The organism is Candidatus Leptovillus gracilis, assembly GCA_016716065.1.
GTDB lineage: Bacteria > Chloroflexota > Anaerolineae > Promineifilales > Promineifilaceae > Leptovillus > Leptovillus gracilis.
Map to the genome: position 1 here is coordinate 226,662 of JADJXA010000001.1, position 25,263 is coordinate 251,924.

Sequence of the window (25,263 nt, forward strand, 5' to 3'; positions counted from 1 at the left end):
GGCATCTTGCTGGTATTTTTGGCCGTCAGTTTTATTATCACCCAGGTTTTTGCCACATGGGCCAACGATCTTCTGGACGCCGGTGGTTCGTCTGAATGGCAGCAGGTGATGAACACGTCCACCGGCATTCTGGACTCTGCATTCAACACCAATTCTGGCGGTTCTGGTGGTTCTGGATCCGGCTTTGTCCCATCGCCAACACCACCCACGTTAATTATTGTGACCCCAACGCCTGTTGGCGGCGGCGGTGGCGGTGGCGGTGGCGGCGTCATTTATTACACAGTGGTCCAGGGCGACAATCTCACCAGCATCGCCGGCCGTTTCAATACCAATGTGGCGGCGATTAAATCGGCCAACGGCCTGACATCTGACCTGATTTTTGTGGGGCAGGTGCTGTTGATTCCGCAGTAGGCACGGCCGTTTGTGGCGGTTGTGCAGCAAACCTGTCGGATCTAAAGGTCATCTATGCGTAACAGTGACATTTCTTCAGGGCCATTGGGATGGGCGAAAACCAGGTGGAAGCGATTGCCCACCAATTTCCGCTGGCATATTGAGGATTCTTTTCAGCCGGAGGATATTTCGGAGCGGCTGCTGCCGGGGGAAGTCCCCATTCTGCAAATTGGTCTGGCCTGGTACCGTGCTTTTCCGGCCAACATCATTTTTAGGTACCTGAATTGGTTGATTGCGATCGGGGTCGTAAGTACGGCCGTTTTCCTGGTTTTGGGCTACCTGCAAAGGTTGAGTTACTGGTACGCTGTCGTTCCGACGGCCGTTTTGTTCAGCATTGTTTTGGGCAGCGCCCAACAATATATTGTCTACAACCAATGGCGTGTCCTCAAAACGAACAAACGGCTGATCATCTCCCTACCCCAACCGAAGGGGTTCCCCCTGATTGACAACATCGAACTAAAAGGAATGCCGGCCGTCATAGACACCAACTGGTCGCGTAATCCAGCCTGGCGCGTTTTTCAGTTTTTTACCGGCGCGCGCGACATGTACATCAGCATGGTGGCTTATCGGTTTAATGAAGACACCGCTCGCGTGGGCGACGCGCTCATCATCCCGGACGTAACGCTGCACGACGTGTTGGAGTTTAAAAAAGTGGTATTTGGCTGATACCCAAAGCCGTGCCAATAAAAGCAAAAAGCGCTCCCTTAACCGGAGCGCTTTTTTTGATTGCAAAAAGAGACTGTATGAACGACGCTGCACCACCACAAATGAAAATAGGTGTGTTTCATTCTCTTGAAATCAGTGACTAGCCGCCGCCTGAGCGTTCGACTGCCTCTCGATAGGCTCAAGAGCCGCTCACGCCGAAGTCCTGTCGCAGGTCGAGGCGACACTGGCAACGGTTATGACTTCGACAAGCTCAATCTCTGTCTTTCTATAAAATATTCGAAGGTTTGCCAGCCAGCCTAACAAACAAATCAACCTGGAAGTCACTCAATCTCGCCCAAATAAGGCTCGATTTCCATTGCCTCCGGCCCTTTGCGGGTTTCTTCAATGTCATACAAAACCCACTGCCCTTCGTTCAGGTCTTCTGGCCGTCCGACGGTGCTGGACTTATGGAAAAATATCTCTTCGCCGGCGCCGCGAACCAGGAAGCCATACCCTTTTTGTGGGTTGTACCACTTTAACCGGCCGATATATTTGCCGGTCTGAGGGTCAATCTGAATGGTAAAGTCAACGTCCATATCGCCCGGCCCAGCAGCACTGGCCGGCCCACCGTCACGGGCCGGCGGCGCGGCCGACACGGATTGGCGTTCAGGGCGCTCTGCCCGCTCTGCCCGCTCCACTCGGTCCGGCGGTTCAGAATAGTCGCCCAACTGGGAGAGATAATCTGGCTCTAATGGCAAACCAGCCTGGCTCAAACGGCGCTGCATCTCGACAGTGAAAATAAATTCACGCCCGTCCTCATCTTTCGCCCTACGGTCTCTAAAGTTCATCCTCTCTCGTCTCCGTTCGTATAAGTGGTGAAAATCGTTCGTTTTACGATTATAGCGTTTTTTCTGTCATTCGGTATGACGGTTTTTAGCGGCGCACGGCCGTATCAATGAATCAGCGTCAGTTGTTGGGGTACGGCCGTGTCCCCCTCAGCCATACGCTCTATTCTCCCAACGATGGGCAGCGCCCCCGTGATTCGGTTGCGATCTTTCACTTCCCACAAAGGCTTGGGCTTGACAGAGCGGCTGCCAGCTTCTATATGTCCCAACGGGACCGTTTTGGTGGTTCCAACGGCCGCTGTAATAATCAATTTCATGTCCAATGAGCCAACCACTGCCGCCGCCACTTCCGCCGCCCCCGTGGGCAAACGCATATTAATGACCCCCTGCCCATACCGGCCCTGAGTGGGATACTGGTCTAGCGCCGTCACCTTAGCCAGACCATTGTCGGTGATGCTCCAGAGATACGCCTTCGGGTCCACCAGCGCCATTGCCACCAACCCATCGGCGTCGTTGGCTAATTTAATGCCCATCACGCCACCGGCCGGCAGCCCCATGGGGCGCACTTCCTCTTCTTTAAAGCGAATCGCCTGGCCGGAAGCAGTTACCAACAACACCTCATCCTCGCCAGAGGTCACTTTTGCCCAACCCAGGGCGTCGTCATCGGCCACGTTGATAACCGTAAACGGCTCAGTGGTAATGCCCGGCAAATCAGCCAGGCGCACCCGCTTCACCACCCCGGACAATGTCGTCAGGAACAGATACCCTTCGGCCTCCAGCGGCAGAGCCAGGGCCGCTGCCAGGTGCCGCCGCCGGGTCAGGCCGGTCAGTTCGGCCCAATGGGTTCCCTGCCCAAATTCACGCGCCTGCGGCAGTTGGTAAACAGGCAGACTAACCGCCTGTCCGTCGGCCGTAAACAAATAAAGAATGTCTTGGGTATTGGCTTCCAGCAGCGCTTTGGGCAGTTCGTCTGGCTTGGTGGGCACAGAGATAACCTCCGGCGTGGTGGTACGCGCTGTCGTGCCTTTTTCGCTCACCATCACCCACACTTGTTGGTCTGGCAGCAGGTCCGAAGCCGACACAATTTTGCTCTCGCCGCTGGCAACGATTTGGGTGCGACGGGGGGTGGCGTATTTTTGGCGCACGGCCGTTAACTCTTCCTTAATCGTCTCGCGCATCATCTTCGGGTTGGCAATCAACCGCTGCAAATATTTGATTAGTTGCAGTTTCTCCTGATGCTCTTCCTGAATTTTGCGCCGCTCCAAACCGGCCAACCGCCGCAGCTGCATGTCCAAAATCGCCTGCGCCTGCTCCTCAGACAGCTTAAAACGGCTGCGCAAATTGGCCCGCGCCGTCTCTACGGTGCGCGACCGGCGAATGGTATCAATGACTTCATCCAGATTATCCAGGGCGATCAGCAGCCCCTCCAAAATGTGCGCCCGCTGCTGCGCTTTCGCCAGATCATAGGCGCTGCGCCGCTGCACCACCTCCAGCCGGTGTTCCAGATACACCCGCAGCGCCTGTTTCAAGCCCAAAATACGTGGTTCACCATTCACCAACGCCAACAAGGAGATGCTAAACGTGCTCTGCATCGGCGTCAGCCGGAAAAGCTCCGCCAGCACGCTTTCTGGTTCCACGTTGCGCGTGGTTTCCAAAATAATGCGCATCCCATTGCGATCCGACTCATCGCGTAAATCCGTCAGGCCATCTATCTTGCCGTCGCGGTGCAGGTCGGCGATACGGCCGAGCAAATTGGTTTTGTTAGCCTGATACGGCAGCTCCGTAATGACAATACGCGACTTGCTCCGCTCCATGCGCTCTACGTGGGCTTTGGCCCGCACCGTTACATGCCCCCGGCCGGTGGCATACGCATTGGCCAGGGCATCTGTTTCATTCTCTTCCCCTTTATAACGAAAAACCAGGCCCCCCGTTGGAAAATCTGGCCCTTTCACATACTGCATCAAATCACCCACAGAAATGTTGTCCAGGTGTTCCCAATTGTCCAGCATGTGAAACAGGGCATCTACCACCTCGCCCAGATTATGCGGCGGGATGCTGGTGGCCATGCCCACTGCAATGCCCGATGAGCCATTTACCAGAAGGTTGGGCATGGTCGCCGGCAGGACGGTCGGTTCGCGCAGTGAATCATCGAAATTGGCTGAGAAGTCTACCGTGTCTTTGCTGATGTCTTCCAGCATATCAAAGCCAATCAGCGACATGCGCGCTTCCGTATAGCGCATCGCCGCCGCCGGATCACCATCAATCGAACCAAAGTTACCCTGGCCGTCTACCAGTTCGGCGCGCATGGAAAAATCTTGCGCCATACGCACCATGGCATCGTACACCGATTGGTCGCCGTGGGGGTGATATTTACCCAGCACCTCGCCGACCACACGCGCCGCTTTACGGTAGGGCGTATCGGGGCGCAGGCCCATGTCGTACATGGCGTATAAGATGCGGCGCTGCACCGGTTTCAGCCCATCGCGGGCATCGGGCAAAGCGCGCGACACAATAACACTCATGGCGTAGCTGAGGTAGGATTCTTTCACTTCCTGTTCGATGTCAATTTGTTTTACTAGTCCGATTTCCATAAGTCGCTGTTGTATCCGGTTTTGATTTGAGCGCCATCACGACCTGGTAGGGTTTTGCAATTCTATCGGGCCTGGGCGGGCAGTGGTAAATAGACAATTTCCGTAATTTTAAGCAAAGAACCACAATCCATCTGGCTGTCACTGCCAGAGGAATATTGAAATATTTGTTCTATTTTTGGCGCTAACTATAGGCAATTTTAGGAAGTGTGTCAACCGGCCAATGCCGTCCGAACCCCAGGAAAATTGCAGTTCATTTTATCATCTTTGGCGCTGTGCCTACCAGTCGTCTGGTGATTCTACGTAAACATACCCATTTTCCACTTTGACGGCAAAAGTTGGCACAGGCGATGTGGCCGGCAGGCACAAGGCCCGGCCAGATCGAATGTCGAACCGGGCGCCGTGGCGGGGGCACTCGATCTCATGGTCGTTCAGGTTCCCATCTTCTAACGGCCCATCATCGTGGGTGCAGCGGTCGGCGATGCAGTAAAATTGACCGTTTACGTTAAAAATGACGACGGTTTCTTCAGCGAAATCATGCCACAGGCGTTGGCCGGGGGGAATATCTTCAATGGGAGCTATTTTAATAAATTCGGTCATGGTTATTATGATGAGATGGTGGCTGCCCCGGTTTTTAGCACAGTTAGCGGCAGCAGGGCGCATTTGCGCCGCACCATGCTGAGGGGAACGCCTACCAGAGTAAGCAGCCGTTCGGGCGAAAAGTTGTGAATGTCTGTGAGGGTCATGCCTTTGATTTCTTCGGTGAGCAGCGAAGCGGATGCCTGGCTGATGGCGCAGCCTTGTCCTTGCCAGACAACCTGGGCGACACGGCCGTTATCATCCAACTTCACATCTATCCGAATCATGTCACCGCAAAGGGGATTGTCTTCTTCGTAGGAAAAATCGGCCGTTTCCAGTTCGCCAACATTTAGCGGATGCTCAACTAGATTGATGATCTGCTCTCGGTAAATATCCATGGCGTACCTTTCTCTAACGCTGCTGCTTGCTGCCGATGGTTATAGGCGGAAAAGTTTGCGGGCATGGTGCAGACTGGCGACCAATTTGTCTATTTCGCCGGTGGTGGTGTGCAGGTAGAAGCTGGCCCGCGCTGTAGCGCCAACGCCTAGACGTTGGTGTAAGGGCATGGCGCAGTGGTGGCCGGCGCGGATGGCGATACCATCTTTGTCCAGAACTTCGGCGATGTCGTGGGCGTGTATGCCCGCCAGCGCGAAGGTGGCGACGCCGGCGCGCTGCGAAGCGGGTGGCCCATAGAGCGTAATGCCGGGTAGTTCACTGAGGGCTTCCACGGCGTAATGGGTGATGAATTGTTCGTGGGCGTGAATGGCGTCCATGCCGATGTGGCTGAGATAGTCTACGGCCGTTCCCAGCCCAATGCCCTCGGCAATGCTCGGCGTGCCTGCTTCAAACTTCCAGGGCAGGTCGTTCCAGGTGGAGCCGGCCAGGGTAACACGGCGAATCATGTCGCCGCCGCCCATGAAGGGAGGCATGGCTTCCAGCAGGTGCTGCTTGCCATACAGGATGCCGATACCGGTGGGGCCGCACATTTTATGGCCGGAAAAAGTCATGAAGTCGCAGTCCCAGGCCTGCACGTCTACGGCCGTATGGGGCACAGCCTGCGCGGCGTCTACCATCACCACCGCGCCCACCGCGTGGCCGGCCTCCACCAACTGCCGGACCGGGTTGATGGAGCCGAAGACGTTGGAAACGGCCGTAAACGAAAACAACTTGGTCTTTTCCGTCAGCAAACTGCCCAGGTCGGTCAAATCCAACGTGCCATCCGGCAAAAACGGAATGTAGCGAATCACCGCCCCCGTTTCCGCCGCCAGCATCTGCCAGGGAACCAGATTGGCGTGGTGCTCCATTTCCGTCAGCAAAATCTCGTCCCCCGGCCCGACGTTTTGCCGCCCCCAACTATAAGCCACCAGGTTAAACCCTTCTGTGGCGTTACGGACATAAATTATCTGGCTGGCATCGGCCGCGTTGATGAACCGGGCGATTTTTTCCCGTGCGCCCTCATAAGCATTGGTGGCGTCTTCACTCAGCCGATGAATGCCACGATGGATATTGGCATTAAACTGCCGGTAATAGGCATTCATTGCCTCAATGACAACCTGGGGCTTTTGCGATGAAGCGGCGCTGTCCAGATAAACCAGGGGCACACCCGGATAGGCTTCAACGTCCAAAATAGGAAAGTCTGCGCGTATTTTTTCGATGTCTAACATGGGGCACATTGTATTGCGAATCAGGGGATACGCAAAACGCCATGGGTCACAAAAGCGTGACCCATGACGTTTAACGGATGATACACCAAAGAATAAGCGGCTGAAGCTACCGTTTGGCTTTGGAAGGATTTTCGATGGGCACGCCCACCAGGTTGCCCCATTCGGTCCAGGAGCCATCGTAGTTGCGCACGTTGGGGTAGCCCAACAGGTAAGTCAGGACAAACCAGGTGTGGGAACTGCGTTCGCCGATGCGACAGTAAGCTACCACGTTGTTATCAGGCGATAACCCCTGCTCTTCCTCATAGATGGCGCGCAGGTGTTCGGCCGATTTGAACGACCCATCTTCGGCCACGGCCCGACTCCAGGGCACGTTTGCCGCGCCGCGGATGTGGCCGCCGCGCAGCGCCCCTTCCTGCGGCGAACCGGGCATGTGCAGCAGTTCGCCGCTGTATTCTTGCGGGCTGCGCACGTCTACCAATGGCTGCCCGGCGCGCACATGGTCCAGCACCTGGTCGCGGAAGGCGCGAATTTTGTAATCGGCGCGGGCGGCGGGTTGGTAATCTGTCGGCGGAAACGCCGGCTTCTCTTTGGTTACCTCGCGCCCTTCGGCTATCCATTTTTGCCGGCCGCCATCCATGACGCGGCAGTCGGCGTGACCAAACAGCTTGAAGACCCAAAAGGCGTAGCAAGCCCACCAGTTGTTTTTGTCGCCATAAAAGACGACGGTGGTGTCGCTGCGGATGCCGTGTTTGCTCATCAGGCCGGCAAAAGAGGTCTCATCCAGGTAGTCGCGGCGGATGGCGTCGTTGAGATCGGCGACCCAGTCTACGTGGACGGCGTTGGGGATGTGGCCGGTGCTGTAGAGAAGCACGTCTTCGTTGGATTCGATGAGGCGCACGGCCGTGTTGTGTAAATTTTCGGCTACCCAATCGGTGCTAACCAATACTTCGGGGTGGATATACCCTTTATTCATTAATTCAGGTCTCCTTATTTGGTAGAGACGTTGCATGGCCTACAACGTCTCTACGCTCGACCGAAATTCAAATTTCGCCAGTGCCAATTCGTAAACCAACCAACTAACCCACTCCATTTAAGCGTTGATTTTCTCCACAATCCGGCCAAAAATGCGTTCGCGGACGCCCTCGAAAGGAATGCGGCGCATGAGTGGATCAAAGAAGCCTTGTACGGACATTTCTATCGCCGTTTTGCGCGAAATGCCCCGACTCATCAAGTAGAACAACTCTTCCGGGTCCAACTTGCCGATGGCCGAAGCATGGGTACAGCGTACATCGTCGGCTTCAATCTCCAGACCGGGGATAGAGTCGGCGCGGGCTGTTTTGTCCAGCATGAGGTTGCGGTTGGCCTGGAAGCCGTCAATGCGCTGCGAACCAGGCAGCGCTTTGATCATGCCCTGCCAGACGGTGCGCGAATTGTCTTTGAGCGCCCCTTTGTAGAGCAGGTCGCTGGTGGTATCGCCGGCGTTGTGGTTTTGTTGGGTGTCCAGGTCCAGATGTTGACGGCCGTTGGTAAAGAATATGCCGCTCATCCGACCCCACGCGCCTGGCTGGTCTAATTCCAGCGTTTGGAACGCCTTGGTCAGGCGCGTGCCCATCATGCTTGTCACCCAATCCAGCTTGCCATCACGGCCAACGCGGCCTCGTTCATGGTTTAGCTGCCACATGTTTGTGCCAAAATCTTGCAGCCCGGCATAGATCAGGCTGGCGTTGTCGCGCACCAACAGCTCAATGACGCCGTTGTGCAATCCTTGGCCGGCGCCATTGGCGGAAGCATACTCATCCATCAGGATGACTTCGGCGCTTTCTTCGACGACGACAAGGGTATGGGTGAAGGTTTTGCCGTTTTGCACCCACAAAACGCTGTGCAGCGGGGCGGCCGCCCGGACATTTTTGGGCACGTACAGGAACGTACCACCACGCCAGAAAGCGCCGTGGAGTGCGGCAAACTTACCTTCGTCCACGCGCACGCCTTCGGTCATGAAATATTTTTGGATGAGGTCGGGATGTTGGGCAACGGCCGTGTGCATGTCACAAAATATCACGCCCTGCGCCTGTAACTCGCTGCTCAGAGTCAGCGCCTTCACCACCCCATCCACTTGCAGCATATTGCCGCCCGCTTCATCCGTGGTAAGCTGCTTGCCCAAAAATTCCGGGATAGTCGCCTCGGCGCCGGCATCGCCATTTACCGACGGGCCAATATCGTCTAATTTTAAGCGGCGAATATCGGTCCGCCGCCACTCTTCCATTTGCGTGGTTGGCATCGGCAGGCTTTCATAGACGTCAAACGCCTGCAAGCGAAAGGCCAACATCCACTCCGGCTCATGTAAATAAGCCGATAACTGTTTCACTGCTTCTCGTGTAAATTTGTTCATCTTTGTTTGGTTTGTTGGTGATTGGGGCGGTTCGGCTCATCGGCTAACAAACCAAACCACCCAAAGAGAATGATGACTTCACCATTCACAATTCACAATTCTCTAGCCAATGCTGCCTTCCATCTGTAATTGAATCAGACGGTTCATTTCAATGGCGTATTCCATCGGCAGTTCCTTCACCAGCGGCTCAATGAAGCCATTGACGATCATAGAGGTTGCCATATCTTCGGGAATACCCCGGCTCATCAAATAAAATAGCTGCTCTTCGCCCACCTTACTCACCGACGCTTCATGACCGATGGTAACATCCTCGGCGTCAATTTCGATGTAGGGATAGGTATCAGAGCGGCTGTCTGCGTCCAAGAGGAGGGCATCGCAAACGACGTTTGATTTGCAGTTGACGGCGTTTTTCTCCACCTTCAGCAGACCACGATAAGAAGCCCGACCGCCGCCTTTGCTAATAGACTTGGAGATAATGCGGCTGGTTGTATTGGAGGCCACATGCACCACCTTGCCCCCGGCGTCTTGATGCTGCCCTTTACCGGCAAAAGCGATGGAGAGGATTTCACCATGCGCGCCTTCGCCAACCATGTAGACAGCGGGGTACTTCATGGTGATTTTGGAGCCTAAGTTGCCGTCTACCCATTCCATGGTGGCGTTTTCTTCGGCGATGGCCCGCTTGGTGACCAGGTTGTAGACGTTGTTGGACCAGTTTTGGATGGTGGTGTAGCGGCAGCGCGCCCCTTTGCGCACGATAATTTCGACAACGGCCGAATGCAGCGAATCGCTGGAGTAGATGGGCGCGGTACAACCTTCGACGTAATGGACATAAGCCCCTTCATCTATGATGATCAGGGTGCGCTCGAATTGACCGGCGTTTTTGGCGTTGATGCGGAAGTACGCCTGCAAAGGCATTTCCACATGCACGCCCGGCGGAACATAGATGAAGCTGCCGCCCGACCAGACGGCCGTATTCAGCGCCGCAAATTTGTTGTCATTAAAGGGGATAATCGTGCCAAAATACTCTTTCACCAGGTCGGGGTGTTGGCGCAACCCTTCATCCATCCCCAGAAAGACGACACCCTTGTCTTCCAAATCTTTCTTCACATTGTGGTAAACCACTTCCGATTCGTATTGGGCGGCCACGCCGGAGAGGTATTTTTGCTCGGCGTCGGGAATGCCCAATTTGTTGAAGGTGTCTTTAATATAGCTGGGGATGTCTTCCCAGTTATCGCCTTCACGTTCGCTGGGTTTGATGTAATAGTAAATGTTGTCGAAGTCAATTTCGCTCAGATCCGCGCCCCAGGTGGGCATCGGCCGGGCCAAAAAATGCTCATACGCCTTCAAGCGAATATCTAACATCCACTCCGGCTCCCCTTTCGATAGGGACATCGCCCGGATGATCCCTTCATCCAGGCCTCGTTTAGCCTTAAAAACATAATCTTCGACGTCAGAAAACCCATATTTCGTGGCGTAATCTGAATTGACGCCGGCGACAACTTCTTCTTCAGTTAGTTCGCGTTCAATATCTGCCATTATTCATACTCCGTACTGCATCCAGCATAAGCTAAATACTGTCTAGTGTCCGTATTCGGTAATCCGTAATCCATATCCCGCAGGGCGATACCTACGGATTACGGCATACGGACTTCGGTTTACGGCTGCTAAGCCGGTTCCACGATATTGTATTTCTCGCGCAGCCAGTCGTAACCCTGCTCCTCAAGTTTTAGCGCCAAATCAGGACCACCGCTTTCAACGATACGGCCGTCTAGCATAATATGGACACGGTCTGGTTTGATATAGTCTAAAATTCGTTGATAATGGGTGATGACCAACATCCCCATGTTCATCTCGCGGTACAGCCGCATGGCCCCTTCAGACACAACACGCAGGGCGTCAATGTCCAGGCCGGAATCCGTCTCGTCCATGATGGCGATTTTGGGTTCCACCGTCGCCATTTGCAGAATTTCCACCCGCTTTTTCTCGCCGCCGGAAAAGCCCTCATTCAGGTAACGGCCGGCAAACTTGTGGTCAATGCCCAACATGTCCATCTTCTCTTTGAGCATACGGCGGAAAGCGGGGATTGAAATGCCGCTGTCTTCCGGGTTTTCTGCCTGACGGCGGGAATTGATGATCTGGCGCAAGAATTTCGCCAGAGTCACGCCGGGCACGGCCGCCGGATACTGAAACGCCAGGAACAGCCCAGCGCGTGAACGCTCGTCGGGTTCCATTTCTAGCAAATCTTCGCCATCAAAAATAACCTGTCCGGCCGTCGGTTCATAAGAGGGATGGCCTGCCAGAGTATAAGCCAGCGTGCTTTTGCCAGAACCGTTTGGCCCCATCAGGGCGTGGATTTCGCCCTGCTTGATTAATAAATCAATACCTTTCAGAATGGGCTGATCGCCGATACTGGTATGTAAATTCTTGACTTCGAGTGCAACAGTCATCGGTAGTTGTGTCTCCTGATAATTTTGATAGACCTGTCAGGTCTTATGATAATCTCATGGCCTAAAATCAGGCGGATTATAGCATGTGGTCCTGTTAATGTCAATTTTTATTAAATTAATAATAAAAATAACTATAATTGACAAAACCCCTCACCCTTGCTATAATCCTGCCTGAATTAAAGAGGAATTTTTACGTGAAATCAGTTTCTAACAATCACAAACAAAGTACACGCGACGCAATTTTACACGCCCTGAAAAATGCCAGTCAACTCAAAGTAGAGGACCTGGCAGAGTTGGCGGACGTATCTCCTGTGACGGTCAGGCATCACCTGAACTCCTTGCAGGCTGACGGATTACTAACCGTAGACAGTGTGCGGCGGAAGGTAGGACGGCCGTATTACGTCTACAGCCTCAGCGAAGAAGGGCACGAACTCTTCCCGCAAAAATACGTCCACCTGACCAACATCTTGCTCGACGAGATGAAAATGCGTTTGCCCCAACAAACGGTAGATGACATCTTTGGCAGCGCGGTCGAACGCATCGTCGCCCGCCATCGGGACAAATTTGAGTCGCTAAACTTTGAAGATCGCCTGACTTATTTGATGGGTATTCTGTCCGACGAGGGATTCCTGGCCCGCTGGGAACTAATAGACGGCGAATACCACATTATCGAATACAGTTGTCCTTATCTCTCTGTGGGCGCAAACCACTCGGAGGTATGCACTTTGGATAAAGCATTGATTATCAGCGTCATGCAAGCGCCGATTAAGCAGCACCGCTGCATGTTAAATGGGGATGAGTGCTGCCAATTCTCCATTGACGCTGATGCAGTGAACAGCATCGGCGCCTAAACAAGGATGGGAGACCATGATTATTAGTAAAGATGAAGAGCTGATCGAATCTCTGCGCTCGGTGATAGACCCAGAAATTGGCCTGAATGTGGTCGAGCTAGGGCTGCTGCGGCAAATTGAGATTAACGAAACCAGCGACAGCGCCAAAATCACCATGATTTTAACCACCCCATTTTGCCCCTACGGTCCACAAATTATCGATCAGGTGCGGCAGGTAGGCCAGCAAGTCATGAGTGGCGGGGTAACGGTGGAAATCGGCACAGAACTGTGGGACCCTTCGATGATGGAGGAAGGCGCCGGCGGCGATTGGGGCCTGTTTTAGAATCGGTTTGCACACAACATTTCATTCGTTGCTAAAAAGCGGTATCATGCTCATGATACCGCTTTTTTTTTGACTGGCGCGATTCAACAAGGAGTATATGGAATTTTTCACCGCGCTCACTTTGTTTGGTTTTGGCGTTATGTTCTATCATTACGCGCTGTATCCATTGGTGATGGCCGTGGCGGCGAAACGGCAACGGCCGTCTACACCCCCACCTCCCCCCTTCACGCCACCCCTCAGCCTGATCATCGCCGCCTACAACGAAGCGCCGGTCATCGCCGCCAAGCTGGCAAACAGCCTGGCGCTGCACTATCCGCCCGGCCGGCTGCAAATCATCGTCGTGGCCGATGGTTCCAGCGACGAGACACCGGCGTTGGTGCGCGGCTATGCTGACCAGGGCATAACGCTGCTGTACGAGCCGGAGAGGCGCGGCAAAAGCGCGGCCATCAACCGGGCCATGTTAGCGGCCAGCGGCGACATTATTGTGCTTTCAGACGCCAACGCTTTCTACCAACCAGAGGCGCTGCTAAAGTTGACGCGCCATTTTCAGGACGGCCGTGTCGGCGCCGTGAGCGGACAAAAAACAGTGCAGTCGGGCGAAACGGCCGTCGGCCAATCCTCCGGCCTCTATTGGAAATACGAATCGGCCATCAAAACGTGGGAAAGCCGCGTCGGCAGCACCGTGGCCGTGGTCGGCGAGATGTTGGCGCTGCGCCGCAGCCTGTTCAGCCCCATTCCGACGGCCGTTATCAACGACGACGCCTACCTCGCCACCCTGGTGCTGCGCCAGGGCAACACGGTGCTGTATGAACCAGAAGCCATCTGCTGGGAAACCGCCTCATCGTCCACCGCCGACGAACTGATTCGCCGCCGCCGCATCAGCGCCGGACGCTACCAACTTCTGTTGACGCCCACCTGGTGGCCCTGGGGGAACCGGCTGGCCTTGTTTCAGCTTCTTTCGCACAAATTCCTGCGCCTGCTGCTGCCCTTTTTTATGCTGGCGGTGCTGGCGACAAACGTGACGGCCGTGCTGCGCCGTCCGTCCCATTTTTTGCTGCGGCTCACGCTTCTGAGCCAGATTTTTTTGTACGGACTGGCCGTCGTGGGTTGGCTGGCCGAGAAATACCACCAATCGGCCCGAATTCCGGCGGCCGTTTATTACATCGTCAGCGGCAATTTTTCCTCGCTGCATGGATTATGGCGCTTGCTGACCGGCAAACAGTCAGTGCTGTGGGAAAAGGCGCAGCGGGAGTGAAAGGCCGGTGTTCAGTGTTCAGTGGTCGGTTCAGGAAGTGGTTGGCTGTACACCGCCAAGGTTTCACGAATCATGCGCGCCGGGTCGAAACGGGTCTGCACCAGGGTATGGGCGGCGGCAGCCAGCCGGGCGGCCTGTTCTGGGTTGTCGTGCAGCCAGACCAGGCCATCGGCTAATGCCCGAGGATCGGTTGGGGGGACCAGATAGGCTGTTTCCTCGTGGGTCAGTAGTTCGGCCATGCCGTCTACGGCCGTTACCAACAGCGGCCGTCTATAGGCCACCGCCTCCAACATGGCATACGGCAGCCCCTCCGCCAACGACGACAGACAAAACAGGTCGGACGCGCTCAGAATCGCCGGAATGTCGCGGCGAAATCCGGCCAGATGGACGGCATCTCCCAAGTTTGCCGCAGCGATTTGCTGCTCTAGCTCCGGGCGCAAAAAGCCTTCGCCCACAATCAGGCAGCGCAAATGAGGGCGTTGGCTGACGGCCAACCGCATAGCCTCGACCAGATATTTGTGCCCTTTTTGTGGCTCCAGGCGGCCAACGGCCGTTACCACCCACGCCTCCCGCCCCCAGCCCAACGCTTCGCGCCAGCGCCAATCCGGTTCCTGGTCGGCCAGGGCGGCCAGGTCTACGGTGTTGTCAATCAGAGCCACTTCGGCCACGCCCAGATCATGCAAATAGCTCTGAATGGATTGGGAGACGGTGACAAAGCGGCAGCCCCACCGTTTATTCAGGCGCAACACTTGCTCGAACAGTTTGCCCCGATAAGAATCGGCCTGGGCACGGCCGTATGCCAGATGCACCGTAGATACACACACTGGCGTTCGCGCCCATTTGGCCGCCAACAAGCCCCACAACTGCGACTGTGGGTTGTGGGCATCCACCACCTGGAATCCTTCGCGTTCAATGATTTGTTTGATTTTCCAGGTCAGGCGCGGGTCGCCGCGCTTCAGCGCCATCGGCCGCCGCTGCAAGCCAGCCTGCTGCAAACGTTGGTCCAGCACCGACCCTTCAATGGTGACGACAGCGTAAGGGAAACGGCCGTCAAACGCCCGCGCCAGATCAAACACGCGCACTTCCGCCCCGCCATAGCGCTGCGCCAGGGCAATTAACAAAACAGGTCTTAGGTTCGTCAATAGAGTGCCTCAACTTGTGTCGCACAGATGAATAAGGCCATTTTACCGGGAAACGGCCGTTCACACACCCAATTGCACTTATGTCGTCCGTGTCCCGTCATTTCGTTTATAATGATGAGGCGTCATCTCATCACTTTACCGCCTTGTCTGGACGCCATCCGGCAGCCGGCCGGAGAAGCGGGAACTGATACCTGGGAGAAAGCCATTATGTTCAAACGGTTAGCAGCGCGTCAACAGGAGATCAACGTCGCCATTATCGGCATTGGTTCCATCGGCAATGGGCTGGTTTACCAATGCCATACCACGCCCGGCTTCAAGCCGGTAGCCATCGCCGACATCAAAATCGAGCGGGCCATTACCTGCGCCAACTGGCTGGGATTGGCGTATGAAATTGTAGACAACCCAACGGCCGTCAACGAAACCGTCCGCCGCGGCAAATTAGCCATCAGCGACAACGGCGACCTCATCGCCCAATGCGCCCAGGCGGATGTGCTGATCGAAGCCAGCAGCGCCATCGCCGCCGGCGGCCAACACGCCATCACTGCGCTCAAACATGGCAAGCACCTGGTGATGATGAATTACGAAGCCGACCTGTTGTTTGGGCCGGCGTTATTGGCGCTGGCAAAACAAAACGGCCGTGTCTACACCAGCGCCGACGGCGACCAGCCCACCGTCATCAAACGCATGGTGGACGAGATTGAATTTTGGGGCTTCGACCTGGTGATGGCCGGCAACATCAAGGGCTACCTGGACCGTTACACCAACCCCACCCTCATCATCCCAGAGGCCGACAAGCGCAACCTGGACCATAAAATGTGTTCCTCCTACACCGACGGCACAAAACTGGGGGTGGAAATGGCCGTATTAGCCAATGCGTTAGGGCTGCGCACGGCCGTTCCCGGCATGATCGGCCCCCGCTGCGCCCACATCCACGACATTTTCGACCAGTATGATTTCGCCGACTTGTGGCGCGACCGGCAGGGTGTGGTGGATTATGTTCTGGGTGCAGAACCCACCGGCGGCGTGTTTGTCGTGGGCTACACCGCCAGCAAATTCCAGCAGTTTACGCTGGATTGGTTCCCGCCCAAAATGGGGCCTGGCCCATTCTACCTGTTTTATCGCCCATACCACCTGGGGCACATTGAGGCGCTCATGGGCGTGGCCGAAGCGGTGTTAGACGGCCGTTCCCGCCTGCAGCCCGATTATGGTTTGCGCACCAACGTCTTCAGCTACGCCAAAAAGAATTTGCAGGCCGGGGAGACGTTGGATGGCATGGGCGGCTATGCCTGTTATGGCCTCATCGAAAACTATGCCGATGGGCAGTCGGCTGGCCTGCCCATCCTGCTGGCCGACGACGCCGTACTCAAACGCCCCATCGCCAAAGACCAGCCCATCACCCTGGACGATGTGGCCTACGACGCCAACGCCTTTCAGTTCCAGCTCTATTTCCAGGCCTTAGAACAGTCGCGGCGGGGATGAGAGGGCGGATGGCCCAACCCAAAGGAACAAACATGATGAACGACAGGCAAACGGCCGTTACCGTCCTCATCGCCACCTACAACAAAAGCAGCGCCCTGCGCTACGCCATCGAAAGCGTCTTGTGGCAAACCTTCACCGACTTTGAACTGTGGGTCATCGGCGATGGCTGCACCGACGACACGGCTGAAGTTGTCGCCAGCTACACAGACCCGCGCATCCACTGGCACAACCTGCCACAAAACACCGGCGATCAATCCGAGCCACACAACGAAGGGCTGCGCCGCGCCCAGGGCCAATACATCGCCTACCTCAACCACGACGACCTCTGGCTGCCCACCCATCTGCAAACCCTGGTAACGCACCTGGAACAAACCGGCGCCGACTTTGTGTTTTCGATTTTGGAGTGGATTATTCCCGGCCGCGACCCCTACGTCCTCATCCCCGACTACCCCGTGGCCCCCATTCCGCCCGAAGCAACCGCCACGCTGCACCGCAAAGACGTCATCGAAACCATCGGCTACTGGCGGCGACCGGAAGAAACCTACTCGTTCCCCCGCGCCGACTATTTTCGCCGGGCGCAGTTTGCCGGCAAACGCTTTGAACTGGTCCCGGCGCTGACCGCCCTGAAATTTGGCATTAGCAAAAAAGGGTATGGCGAACTGGTGCAGCAGCCGGAATATATGGCCAGAATCCGCCGTGACCCCGACTTTGCTCATAAAGAATTGGCCCCTATCCTGGTGCGCGTCCAGCTTGAGTTGGAGAACCACGTGCGCCCCAAACGCATCGCCGCGCAAAGCGTGATGACCCTCAAGCGCTGGATGGCCCGCCGCGGCCTGGACCCGGCGCGCATCCGTTTTTGGCAGTCACGCGGCCAACGCATCCGCCAATGGCGCAGGGGCCATGGGTTGGAGGGGTGAGTGTTCAGTGTTCAGTTCACTGAACACTGGTTATTGCATACTCTTCTAGGGTTGGTACTCAAACGCGCCCACATCGGGCGTCAGGCGGGGGTGGCCGAGGATGTCTTCGGTGGGGGCGTAGGTGGGGTTGGCTGTATCCAGGGCGGCGCTGCCGGGGCCGATCTGGCCGTAATTTTGCACCAGCCGGACAAAGGCTTCGCCAATGGTGCGGGAGTTGTCGGCGAAACGGCCGTTCTCCGGCTGCCAGCGCGGCGCAACAATGGTTTGCTGCCCCTCAGGCAGCAGCGGGTCGGCCACAATTCGCGCGACATCGTTGGTAAAATTGATCGGCTCGTCGCCATCGAAGGGGATAGCCTGCCCCCCATTCCAGTAGAGGTTATTCCCCAGGAAAAAGGAAGCCGTGCCGGTGGTGCGCGAAAAACGGTTCCAATCGCCGGGAAACTCCGCCCCCATCGTGCCGGTTGGGTCAGACCAGATGTTGTTGTAGAAGCGAATGTTCTCGTTCGGCAAATTGCCGGTTGTCAGACGGAAGGCAAACGATTTGGCCGGCATATCGCCAACGACGGTATTGTGCCGGAAGATGACGTCGCTTGAGCCAACCACCTTCAGCGCCGCGTGAATGACGTTGGCCGTGTTGCCCAGCATCAGATTATTCTCGATTAAAATGTTGTAGGCGTGGTAATAATTGCGCGGGCTGTTATCACCCATCGTCACAAAGCCATCGCCGTTATTGCCCGACCAGTTCAAGAAGACGTTGCGCCGGATAATAACGTTGTGCGTTCCCAAAATACCATCGGCGTCTTCGTCCACGTCCTTCATCAGAATGAATCCGGCCGTGTCATTCAGGTTCGGTCGGCCGCTGCCGGCAAAATCGTTAAAAAAGATGTTGTCCTGGATGGTGATATTGTAGGCGCTGGTGAGGTCAATATGCTCGTCCAGGCCAGATTGGTTATACAACACGTTGCCTTCAATGAGTATATCGTGAGCGCCGTTGTTAATTTTCAGAATATCGTTGTTGTAGCTGTCGTGGAGGATGTTGTTACGCAAGGTGACGTGGCTGCCGCCGACGCCATCATTCCGCACGTCCTGAATCTGGATGATGTAGCGACCGGCGCCTGATCCGGCGTGGGCGATGTCGAAGCCTTCGATGGTGATATCCCGGCAAAAGAAGCAGGTTATCACGCTGCCGGAATGACGCAGACGCGCCTGATAGGGAATTTCTGAACGGATGGTGATGCCTTCAGCCAGTTGGCGACGGATGTCTATTTGGCCGGTATATGTGCCGGGTTGGACCAGGATGATAGCGCCATCGAACACGGCCGTTACCGCATAGCCAATACTCCGCCACGGCCGGGCGGCCGTGCCGTCCCCCCCTGTATCACTGCCCGACGTCGCCACATAAAAGGTGTTAGACGGCCGGGTGATCATCGGTAAAAACACCGGCGTCGCCGTCGCCGGCGCGCTCGCCGCCAGGCCAACACCTGGCTGAACTGGAACACAACTTAAAACAAAACACACCAACCATACCAATAATCCAAAACGCAATCTTTTGCTGTTCATTACTCGGCCTCTGACTACCTTTAAAGTAAGGCCATATACAGTGAGTGCAGTGCCTCCGCGGTGCTGTCCAGGCCAAATTCCGCTACAATTTTTTGCCGCGCCCGCGCGCCTAATGTCTGTCGCACGGCCGTATCAGCTAATAGAGTAATAACAGCCTCTTGCAAATCCGGCAAGGAGTCCGGCGGAATCAGCCACCCAGAACGGCCGTGTTCGATGATGTCCGGCGCACCACCAACGGCCGTTGCCAGGCAGGGCAGCCCTGCCGCCATCGCCTCCAACAACGAATTGGACAACCCCTCCGTGGCCGACGGCAGCACAAATAAATCGGCCGCCGGCAAATAAGCGTCCACGTCATCTACGCGGCCGCCAAACAGTATGCCCGCCCCGGCCTGCTGCTGCAATGCGGCCGCCTCTGGCCCATCGCCCAGCAGCAGCAGCGTGGCCGCCGGATGCTGCTGTCGCACCGCCGGCCAGACAGCCAGCAGGTGGTTGACCCGTTTTTCGGGGACCAACCGGCCAGTAAACAGCGCCAGCGGACCCTCCGGCAAACCCAACTGCTGCCGCCGTTCCTGCCGCGCCGCCGGCGAGAGCGGGCTAAAGCGGCTCAGGTCCACGCCGTTAGGCACAAAAACGCGCCGCGCCGGCGGCACGCCAATTGCGGCCAACTCGGCGTCAATCTCCTGGCTGATGGTGATAAAGGCATCCACCTGCTGCCGGTAGGAAGCCAGACGGCGCGCGCCAAACGGCTTATGGCGCAAACGGTCCACATCGCCCATCGCGCCGCCGCGCAGCACTTTCACCGCCACCGGGATGCCGTATCGTTTTTTGGCGGCAACGGCCGTACTCAACGGCGAAAACAGGCTAAAGGCGTGAATGAGGTCTGGCGGATAGCGGCCGATTTCGGCCAGAGCGGAGAAGGTGAAGGAGAGAGCGGCCGTCAATTTGGGGCCAGGGGCGGGCAGGCGGTGAACCGGCACGCCAGCCACCACCTCATAAGCGGGTAATCCGGCATAACGGCGCGTGAGAATGCGCAGCTCCACACCGCGCGCTTGCAGCAGCGGGGCAACCATCGCCAACTGCCGCTGCGCCCCACCGACAATGGGGTGATATTCCAAGATAATCATATCAACGCGCAAACTCACACCTGACCATCCTGAAAAATCACCACACAGACAACCAACACCCTGTCACCTGTCACCTGTCCCCCTGCCTCCCGGCAAGCTGCCGATACAACACCAACTGCTTCTCTACCCACACGTCGGCGCTGTAAGAATCGGCTATTTTTTGGCGGGCGGCCTGCCCCATTGACGGCCAGACAGTGGGCGCTTCAACGAGACGCTGGAGGGCCTCAGCAAAAGCAGCGGGCTGCTGCGGAGGCACTAAAGTGCCCATCGTCTCGTCTATCACCAGGGGCACATCGCCAACGGCCGTTACCACACAGGGCAGTCCCGCAGCCATCGCTTCCAGCATAGACACCGGCAGCCCTTCCCAATGGGTGGTGCTGACGTAAATATCGCTGGCGGCCAACAGCGCCGATATATCATGCCGCAAGCCAAGCAGCATGGCTTTGTTTTCCAGGCCCAAAGCCGTGATTTGCGCCATCAGTTCGGCCTCTTGCGGCCCTTGCCCGGCAATCAGCAGGCGCGTTTGCGGGCAGGCGCGATGAACATCGGCAAAGGCAGTCAACAGGTCGAGAAAACCCTTGTGTGACCGTAAACGTCCAATTGCCATGAGGATGACGGCCGTTGGATCATCCACCAAAGAGGCGCGCAGCTGATCGCGTTCGCTGGCCGACAGCGGCGGGGGTAGGGCGACAGCGTTGGGCAGCACAAGCAGGTTATCCAGACCCAGGCGTGTCTGGTGGATGGCGGCAACTTCCTCGCCGACGCCGATCACCTGATCGGTGAGATGCGTGAGGACCCAGTTTTCGAGACGGCCGTGATAATAATGATTCTGGCTCGACAACTGGGTGCTGTGCAAGGTTGTCACCACCGGTGTGCCGGTCAGCCGGCCGGCGAATCCGCCCAGGATATTAGCGGCCGTCAGGTGCGTGTGGATGACGGCGAAGCGTTCCCGACGTACCAATTGGCACAGGCGGCGAAACCGAAACGGATCGATTAATCTTTTGCTGTGCAGGGGGATGACACGCGCGCCAGTGGCTTCAACAGCGGCCGACATGGCCGGCACAATTTTTTGCAAAGTGACAACGGTGAGTATATCCGGGCGACGGCCCAGTTCCAGGGCAAACGTGACGATTAGTTTTTCGGCGCCGCCCACGCGCAGTCCGTCTACGATGATCAGAATGCGCAGCCCATTCTCCGGGAAGGTCTCGGACTTTAATCGCATACGTTTTCTATTGTGAAGCTGGCGACGGGGAGATTGCCAACGATGGCGCGGGCGCGGGGTGGGTTTTTGTCTCCCCCTCTCCCTCTTGCATTATCGCCGTAACTGGCGCCGATTGTCGGCGCGCCCATTCGTAGCGCGCCACGTTGGGCAAGGCAAGACCGAGGCCGATAAACAACCAGAGGTAACGGGCATAAGCCAGGTGAAGGAAAATAGACCCCAACAGATAACCGATCAGGGCAATGCCCAAAGCGATAGAAATGTGGGCATAATCGGGCAGGTTCACGGCCTTGAAGGTCTGGCTGGCGAAGGCGACGCCCCGGAACAGGAACCACAAAATCGCGCCAAATGCCAGCAGACCCATCAGACCGGTTTCGGCGGCAATTTCCAGGTAGAGGCTGTGGGCGGCGCGCGCTTCAAGGCGTCTATCCAGGCCATAGTTTTGCGAATAATCCTGGTAGTTGGCGCTGAAGTTAGCCAGTCCTACGCCCAGAATGGGGTGATCGAGAAACATCTGCCAGGCGACGGTGGTTTCGCTGAGTCGGCCGCGGAAAGAGACCTCGCTGGTAACGGCCGTATCCCTCCCCGCCCCCACCAGACTGCCCAGCGTACCAATCCGGTCTGTGTACTGCGCCGGTAAAAATTGCCAGACGAGCAAACCAAACAGGACAAGGGCCAGCAAAAAGAAGCGGTTCAACTTCATGCGCAGCAGCATCAACAAAACAACCGTTACCAGGGCCAAAAAGCCGCCGCGCGAATAGGTAAAAATGATAGACAGGACAGACACCAGCAGCGTCCAACCGGCCAACAGCCGCAGCCAACCCGATTTTTCGTGCCACAGTCTATCCATTGCCAACGGGACGAGCGGCACGAGAATGAGGGCATAGTAGTTGCTGGACAGCGGCCCGGCAATGCGAAAATCGTTCGTGCCGCGGATGATTTGCTGCACGTCGGCCAGGGCGAAGCCGCCATAGCTGTTGGTAAAGGTGCCGGTTAGATGTTGGAAAGTGGTGATGGTCGCCAGAAACGCGCCGGAAGCCAACAACGCCCAAACAACCTGCCGCAACGTCTCTCCCTTCTGCAAGATCATCACAATGACCAGGACAATCAAGATGTCCTTGACGTAATTCACAAAAGCGGACTGGGCGGCAGCGGCATCGTTGGCATACAACAGAGAGGCGAAACTCACCAACCCGTAGACGCCCAGAAGCACGGCCGTTCTCGTCCACGGCGCCGGCTTTTTCTGCAACAGCAGCCAGCGGGTAAACACCACCAGCAGCAGCATGGGCACAAAGAGTTTGGCGACGGAGGGCGCGCCGTGATATTGCACCAGCACATCCGACAGGCGCGTAAATGTCAGAACCACCAACGCCAGCAGACCCAATTCCACGTAGAACAATGTCAGCACACCCACTGTCAGCCCGGCGAAGGCCACGAACAAATACAAGGGCTGGCCAACCATTCCGGTTAACAGTCCCAGAACCAGGCCAACCACCGCCGCCAGAGCGGCAAAGCCGAGGGCAATCCATTCTTTGGTTGGGGCAAAACGTGTCAGTATCATGCGCTGATAGCTCCTTTGGCCGGTTGGTGGCGGCTAAAAGCGGCCCGCAGACTGATAACAGCCTGGAGGACCACATCGCGCTGCCAAAACCAGATAATGCCGCCATACACCACAGCGCCCACAACAATGCCAGCCAGCAGCTGCCAGATGGGGGCAACGGCCGTCATCTGGTTCATCAGGCCGCGCACCGCCAGGGCCATTATCAGGCCGGCGGCCACCGCCGGCAAAAAGGTCGCGAAGAGAGTGCGCAGCGGTGTATGAAGCATGTGGGCCGCAACAACCAGGGTGATCAGGCCGGTGATGGCCGCCACGACCACCTGCGTCCAGGCGACGGCCGTAATTGTGCCCACCACCACGGCCGACCACCACAACGACGGCGCTAAGAGAACGGCCGTCACCAGCGACAGTTTGGTCAGAATGTCTGGCCGGCCCTGCGCCTTGTACACATCGCCAATGTTAAAGGTGATGGAGCGAATGAGGGTGTAAATGGCAATGGCCGCCAACACCGGGATGGCCTCGGCCCACTTCTCGGTGAAAAAGGTCAAGACGAGCGGGCGGGCCACCGCCGCCAACCCCAAAGCCAGCGGCACGGTAATCAGCGACATGTAACGCATGGTGATCACAAATCCCTGGCTCAGCGCCGCCTGATCGTGTCGGATTTTGGCGTAAGCCGGGAAGATGACCTGCCCGGCGTTGGCGACAAAATCTTTCACCAGCAGTTCCGGGATGCGAAAAGCCAGGGTGTACACGCCCAGCGAGGCGGCGCCCAACACCCGGCCCACAACCAGGTAATCCACCTGGTTGATAAACGTGCCCATGCCATTGACAGTGACGATGTTAGCGCCGTAGGTGAGCAAGGGTCGGGCAAATTGGCGATCAAACTGCCAGGCTGGCCGCCAGGGCGACACCCACCACAGAGCGAGCACCGAAACGGCCGTGCCCGCCACCTGGGCGATTACCAGGCTCCACGCGCCCAGCCCCATCAGCGCCAATAGGACGGCCGTTATTCCTTTGCCAAAGGCTTTGGCGATGTCGGGGACGAATTTACGCTTAAAGGTGAGGTTTTTGCGCAGCAGGGCGCTGTGGATGTTGCCAACGGCCGTGATGGGAAACGTGAGGCCCAAAACCCGCGTCAGGGGAATAATGCGTGGGTCGTTGAAGAAAGAAGCCGCCAGCGGGGCGACCAACCAGGTCAGACCAAACAAAACAATACCGGTAGCCACATTAAGCCAAAAGGCCGTATTCAACACTTTTGGATCGTCGCGGTAATAGATAACGGCCGCGCCAATGCCCAGATCATTCAACACGTCCAAAAAGCTGATGACAATCAGCGCATAGCCGGCCAGGCCAAAATCCTCCTGGATGAGCAAACGCGCCAAAATGACGGTACTGACAAACACCAGAAGTTTACCGCTGTAAGTGGCGGCGTACAGCCAGAAAGTGCCGTGTAAGGTGGCTCTGACGAGGCTTTGGTTGTTTTGATCAGTCGTCATTGAGTGGTACGTGTTCAGTGTTCAGTGTTCGGTGTTCAGTTGACGGCCGGATTGGAATGGCGAGTGGTCTCCGCAGCCGTTTCATGTTCTTCGTCATACTCGCGCTGCCGGTCGGTGAGGGAAACGTAGGCGACGGCCAGGACCGCGCCCACGGCCAGACCTAGAATGGCGGCAACCAGGGCATCGCGCAGCGGTGTGGGGCTGATGGGGCCTTTGGGCACGCTGGGAGAATCCAGGAGGGTGATGGCGTACATGAAATACAGCCCCTCAATGTATTCGGTAGAGCGCTCGCCGATGGCGTTGGCTATCTGCATAACGATTGCAGGGTCTGGCCCTTCAACGGTGACCTGGATGACGTTGGCCTCCGGCAGACCAACGGCCGTTACCGTATAATCCTCCATCACCGCCACCGATTCACCCAGAGATGCGACAGCCTCGCCGACGATGCGGTTGCTGCCAAATACTTCGGCGTAGGTGGTGATGATGGATCGGCGGTCCAGGGTGTCTAAACTGCGGAAATAATCGGTTTCGCTGGCAATACCAGCCTGGGGGCTGACGATGAAACGTGTCGTTGTGCGATAAATGCGTGGTGAGATGGACGAATAGATGAGCGAGGCCACCACGGCGACGACGGCCGTTAGCAGAATAATCCACCAACCCCGTTTTACAATTTGCCAATAGATATTTATTTGAGTCAAGGTTATTGCTCCTTAAAGCAGTTCAAATGGGCTGA

At 56.5% G+C, this 25,263-nt stretch carries 23 protein-coding genes; 7 read left to right on the forward strand and 16 right to left on the reverse strand.

The features are described from left to right. The first annotated feature begins 213 nt into the window (after positions 1-213). Positions 214-411: a LysM peptidoglycan-binding domain-containing protein gene (locus tag IPM39_01040; protein ID MBK8984660.1), complete on the forward strand. Its 198-nt coding sequence runs from the start codon at positions 214-216 to the stop codon at positions 409-411. A 114-nt stretch (positions 412-525) separates the two neighbouring features. Then, positions 526-1,116 carry a hypothetical protein gene (locus IPM39_01045; protein ID MBK8984661.1) on the forward strand — a complete coding sequence of 197 codons (591 nt, stop codon included), beginning with the start codon at positions 526-528 and terminating at the stop codon, positions 1,114-1,116. 320 nt (positions 1,117-1,436) lie between these two features. On the opposite strand, the gene IPM39_01050 is transcribed toward IPM39_01045, so the two are convergent. From IPM39_01050 to sufC, 9 genes are all read right to left on the reverse strand, one after another. Then, the gene (locus IPM39_01050) at positions 1,437-1,943 is read right to left on the reverse strand and encodes a cold shock domain-containing protein (GenBank protein MBK8984662.1); all 507 of its coding nucleotides are present in this window, start codon (positions 1,941-1,943) and stop codon (positions 1,437-1,439) included. Positions 1,944-2,047: 104 nt separating this feature from the next. Beyond that, complete coding sequence (gene gyrA, locus IPM39_01055; protein ID MBK8984663.1) at positions 2,048-4,531, reverse strand: DNA gyrase subunit A; 2,484 nt, start codon at positions 4,529-4,531, stop codon at positions 2,048-2,050. A gap of 276 nt (positions 4,532-4,807) precedes the next feature. After that, the gene (locus IPM39_01060) at positions 4,808-5,128 is read right to left on the reverse strand and encodes a non-heme iron oxygenase ferredoxin subunit (protein ID MBK8984664.1); all 321 of its coding nucleotides are present in this window, start codon (positions 5,126-5,128) and stop codon (positions 4,808-4,810) included. A 5-nt stretch (positions 5,129-5,133) separates the two neighbouring features. Then, positions 5,134-5,505 (reverse strand): iron-sulfur cluster assembly scaffold protein, encoded by a 372-nt coding sequence (locus IPM39_01065; GenBank protein MBK8984665.1) that lies wholly within the window; start codon positions 5,503-5,505, stop codon positions 5,134-5,136. 39 nt (positions 5,506-5,544) lie between these two features. Beyond that, on the reverse strand, positions 5,545-6,771 hold the full coding sequence (locus IPM39_01070; protein MBK8984666.1) for a cysteine desulfurase: 1,227 nt from the start codon (positions 6,769-6,771) through the stop codon (positions 5,545-5,547). Positions 6,772-6,877: 106 nt separating this feature from the next. Then, the gene (locus IPM39_01075) at positions 6,878-7,744 is read right to left on the reverse strand and encodes a sulfurtransferase (GenBank protein MBK8984667.1); all 867 of its coding nucleotides are present in this window, start codon (positions 7,742-7,744) and stop codon (positions 6,878-6,880) included. Between the two features lie 117 nt (positions 7,745-7,861). Beyond that, positions 7,862-9,160, reverse strand: coding sequence for a Fe-S cluster assembly protein SufD (gene sufD, locus IPM39_01080; GenBank protein MBK8984668.1), 1,299 nt, complete (start codon positions 9,158-9,160; stop codon positions 7,862-7,864). Between the two features lie 102 nt (positions 9,161-9,262). Further along, a complete protein-coding gene (sufB, locus tag IPM39_01085; protein ID MBK8984669.1) occupies positions 9,263-10,696 on the reverse strand; it encodes a Fe-S cluster assembly protein SufB in 1,434 nt (477 codons plus the stop codon). Positions 10,697-10,824: 128 nt separating this feature from the next. Beyond that, positions 10,825-11,607: a Fe-S cluster assembly ATPase SufC gene (sufC, locus tag IPM39_01090; GenBank protein MBK8984670.1), complete on the reverse strand. Its 783-nt coding sequence runs from the start codon at positions 11,605-11,607 to the stop codon at positions 10,825-10,827. Between the two features lie 194 nt (positions 11,608-11,801). Here sufC and IPM39_01095 point away from each other — a divergent pair, with 194 nt between their 5' ends. The 3 genes from IPM39_01095 to IPM39_01105 all read left to right on the forward strand — a co-directional run bounded on the left by IPM39_01095 (position 11,802) and on the right by IPM39_01105 (position 14,035). Next, a complete protein-coding gene (locus IPM39_01095; protein ID MBK8984671.1) occupies positions 11,802-12,458 on the forward strand; it encodes a DeoR family transcriptional regulator in 657 nt (218 codons plus the stop codon). A gap of 16 nt (positions 12,459-12,474) precedes the next feature. After that, positions 12,475-12,780, forward strand: coding sequence for a metal-sulfur cluster assembly factor (locus tag IPM39_01100; protein MBK8984672.1), 306 nt, complete (start codon positions 12,475-12,477; stop codon positions 12,778-12,780). Positions 12,781-12,877: 97 nt separating this feature from the next. After that, entirely contained in the window at positions 12,878-14,035 is a 1,158-nt protein-coding gene (locus tag IPM39_01105) for a glycosyltransferase family 2 protein (GenBank protein ID MBK8984673.1), read from the forward strand. A gap of 11 nt (positions 14,036-14,046) precedes the next feature. Here IPM39_01105 and IPM39_01110 read toward each other — a convergent pair whose 3' ends face one another. Continuing rightward, positions 14,047-15,177 carry a glycosyltransferase gene (locus IPM39_01110; GenBank protein ID MBK8984674.1) on the reverse strand — a complete coding sequence of 377 codons (1,131 nt, stop codon included), beginning with the start codon at positions 15,175-15,177 and terminating at the stop codon, positions 14,047-14,049. Positions 15,178-15,384: 207 nt separating this feature from the next. Here IPM39_01110 and IPM39_01115 point away from each other — a divergent pair, with 207 nt between their 5' ends. Further along, positions 15,385-16,656 carry a homoserine dehydrogenase gene (locus IPM39_01115; GenBank protein ID MBK8984675.1) on the forward strand — a complete coding sequence of 424 codons (1,272 nt, stop codon included), beginning with the start codon at positions 15,385-15,387 and terminating at the stop codon, positions 16,654-16,656. A gap of 8 nt (positions 16,657-16,664) precedes the next feature. Further along, positions 16,665-17,573, forward strand: a complete 909-nt coding sequence (locus IPM39_01120; protein MBK8984676.1) for a glycosyltransferase — start codon at positions 16,665-16,667, stop codon at positions 17,571-17,573. 45 nt (positions 17,574-17,618) lie between these two features. On the opposite strand, the gene IPM39_01125 is transcribed toward IPM39_01120, so the two are convergent. From IPM39_01125 to IPM39_01150, 6 genes are read right to left on the reverse strand one after another with little or no spacing between them, the layout of a single operon-like run. Next, positions 17,619-19,133, reverse strand: a complete 1,515-nt coding sequence (locus IPM39_01125; protein MBK8984677.1) for a hypothetical protein — start codon at positions 19,131-19,133, stop codon at positions 17,619-17,621. A 20-nt stretch (positions 19,134-19,153) separates the two neighbouring features. Continuing rightward, on the reverse strand, positions 19,154-20,275 hold the full coding sequence (locus IPM39_01130) for a glycosyltransferase family 4 protein (protein MBK8984678.1): 1,122 nt from the start codon (positions 20,273-20,275) through the stop codon (positions 19,154-19,156). 52 nt (positions 20,276-20,327) lie between these two features. Beyond that, the gene (locus tag IPM39_01135; protein ID MBK8984679.1) at positions 20,328-21,479 is read right to left on the reverse strand and encodes a glycosyltransferase; all 1,152 of its coding nucleotides are present in this window, start codon (positions 21,477-21,479) and stop codon (positions 20,328-20,330) included. A 7-nt stretch (positions 21,480-21,486) separates the two neighbouring features. Continuing rightward, positions 21,487-23,037 (reverse strand): O-antigen ligase family protein, encoded by a 1,551-nt coding sequence (locus IPM39_01140; protein ID MBK8984680.1) that lies wholly within the window; start codon positions 23,035-23,037, stop codon positions 21,487-21,489. Continuing rightward, positions 23,034-24,530, reverse strand: coding sequence for a lipopolysaccharide biosynthesis protein (locus IPM39_01145; GenBank protein ID MBK8984681.1), 1,497 nt, complete (start codon positions 24,528-24,530; stop codon positions 23,034-23,036). The genes IPM39_01140 and IPM39_01145 overlap by 4 nt, the downstream gene beginning before the upstream one ends. 35 nt (positions 24,531-24,565) lie before the next feature. Continuing rightward, positions 24,566-25,228: a hypothetical protein gene (locus tag IPM39_01150; protein ID MBK8984682.1), complete on the reverse strand. Its 663-nt coding sequence runs from the start codon at positions 25,226-25,228 to the stop codon at positions 24,566-24,568. Positions 25,229-25,263 lie beyond the last annotated feature (35 nt).

Bases quoted from the DNA above. Each gene is read 5' to 3' on its own strand.
- IPM39_01050 (MBK8984662.1), bottom strand. From the start codon at position 1,943: ATGAACTTTAGAGACCGTAGGGCGAAAGATGAGGACGGGCGTGAATTT.
- gyrA (MBK8984663.1), bottom strand. From the start codon at position 4,531: ATGGAAATCGGACTAGTAAAACAAATTGACATCGAACAGGAAGTGAAA.
- IPM39_01060 (MBK8984664.1), bottom strand. From the start codon at position 5,128: ATGACCGAATTTATTAAAATAGCTCCCATTGAAGATATTCCCCCCGGC.
- IPM39_01065 (MBK8984665.1), bottom strand. From the start codon at position 5,505: ATGGATATTTACCGAGAGCAGATCATCAATCTAGTTGAGCATCCGCTA.
- IPM39_01070 (MBK8984666.1), bottom strand. From the start codon at position 6,771: ATGTTAGACATCGAAAAAATACGCGCAGACTTTCCTATTTTGGACGTT.
- IPM39_01075 (MBK8984667.1), bottom strand. From the start codon at position 7,744: ATGAATAAAGGGTATATCCACCCCGAAGTATTGGTTAGCACCGATTGG.
- sufD (MBK8984668.1), bottom strand. From the start codon at position 9,160: ATGAACAAATTTACACGAGAAGCAGTGAAACAGTTATCGGCTTATTTA.
- sufB (MBK8984669.1), bottom strand. From the start codon at position 10,696: ATGGCAGATATTGAACGCGAACTAACTGAAGAAGAAGTTGTCGCCGGC.
- sufC (MBK8984670.1), bottom strand. From the start codon at position 11,607: ATGACTGTTGCACTCGAAGTCAAGAATTTACATACCAGTATCGGCGAT.
- IPM39_01100 (MBK8984672.1), top strand. From the start codon at position 12,475: ATGATTATTAGTAAAGATGAAGAGCTGATCGAATCTCTGCGCTCGGTG.
- IPM39_01105 (MBK8984673.1), top strand. From the start codon at position 12,878: ATGGAATTTTTCACCGCGCTCACTTTGTTTGGTTTTGGCGTTATGTTC.
- IPM39_01115 (MBK8984675.1), top strand. From the start codon at position 15,385: ATGTTCAAACGGTTAGCAGCGCGTCAACAGGAGATCAACGTCGCCATT.
- IPM39_01120 (MBK8984676.1), top strand. From the start codon at position 16,665: ATGGCCCAACCCAAAGGAACAAACATGATGAACGACAGGCAAACGGCC.
- IPM39_01125 (MBK8984677.1), bottom strand. From the start codon at position 19,133: ATGAACAGCAAAAGATTGCGTTTTGGATTATTGGTATGGTTGGTGTGT.
- IPM39_01135 (MBK8984679.1), bottom strand. From the start codon at position 21,479: ATGCGATTAAAGTCCGAGACCTTCCCGGAGAATGGGCTGCGCATTCTG.
- IPM39_01140 (MBK8984680.1), bottom strand. From the start codon at position 23,037: ATGATACTGACACGTTTTGCCCCAACCAAAGAATGGATTGCCCTCGGC.
- IPM39_01145 (MBK8984681.1), bottom strand. From the start codon at position 24,530: ATGACGACTGATCAAAACAACCAAAGCCTCGTCAGAGCCACCTTACAC.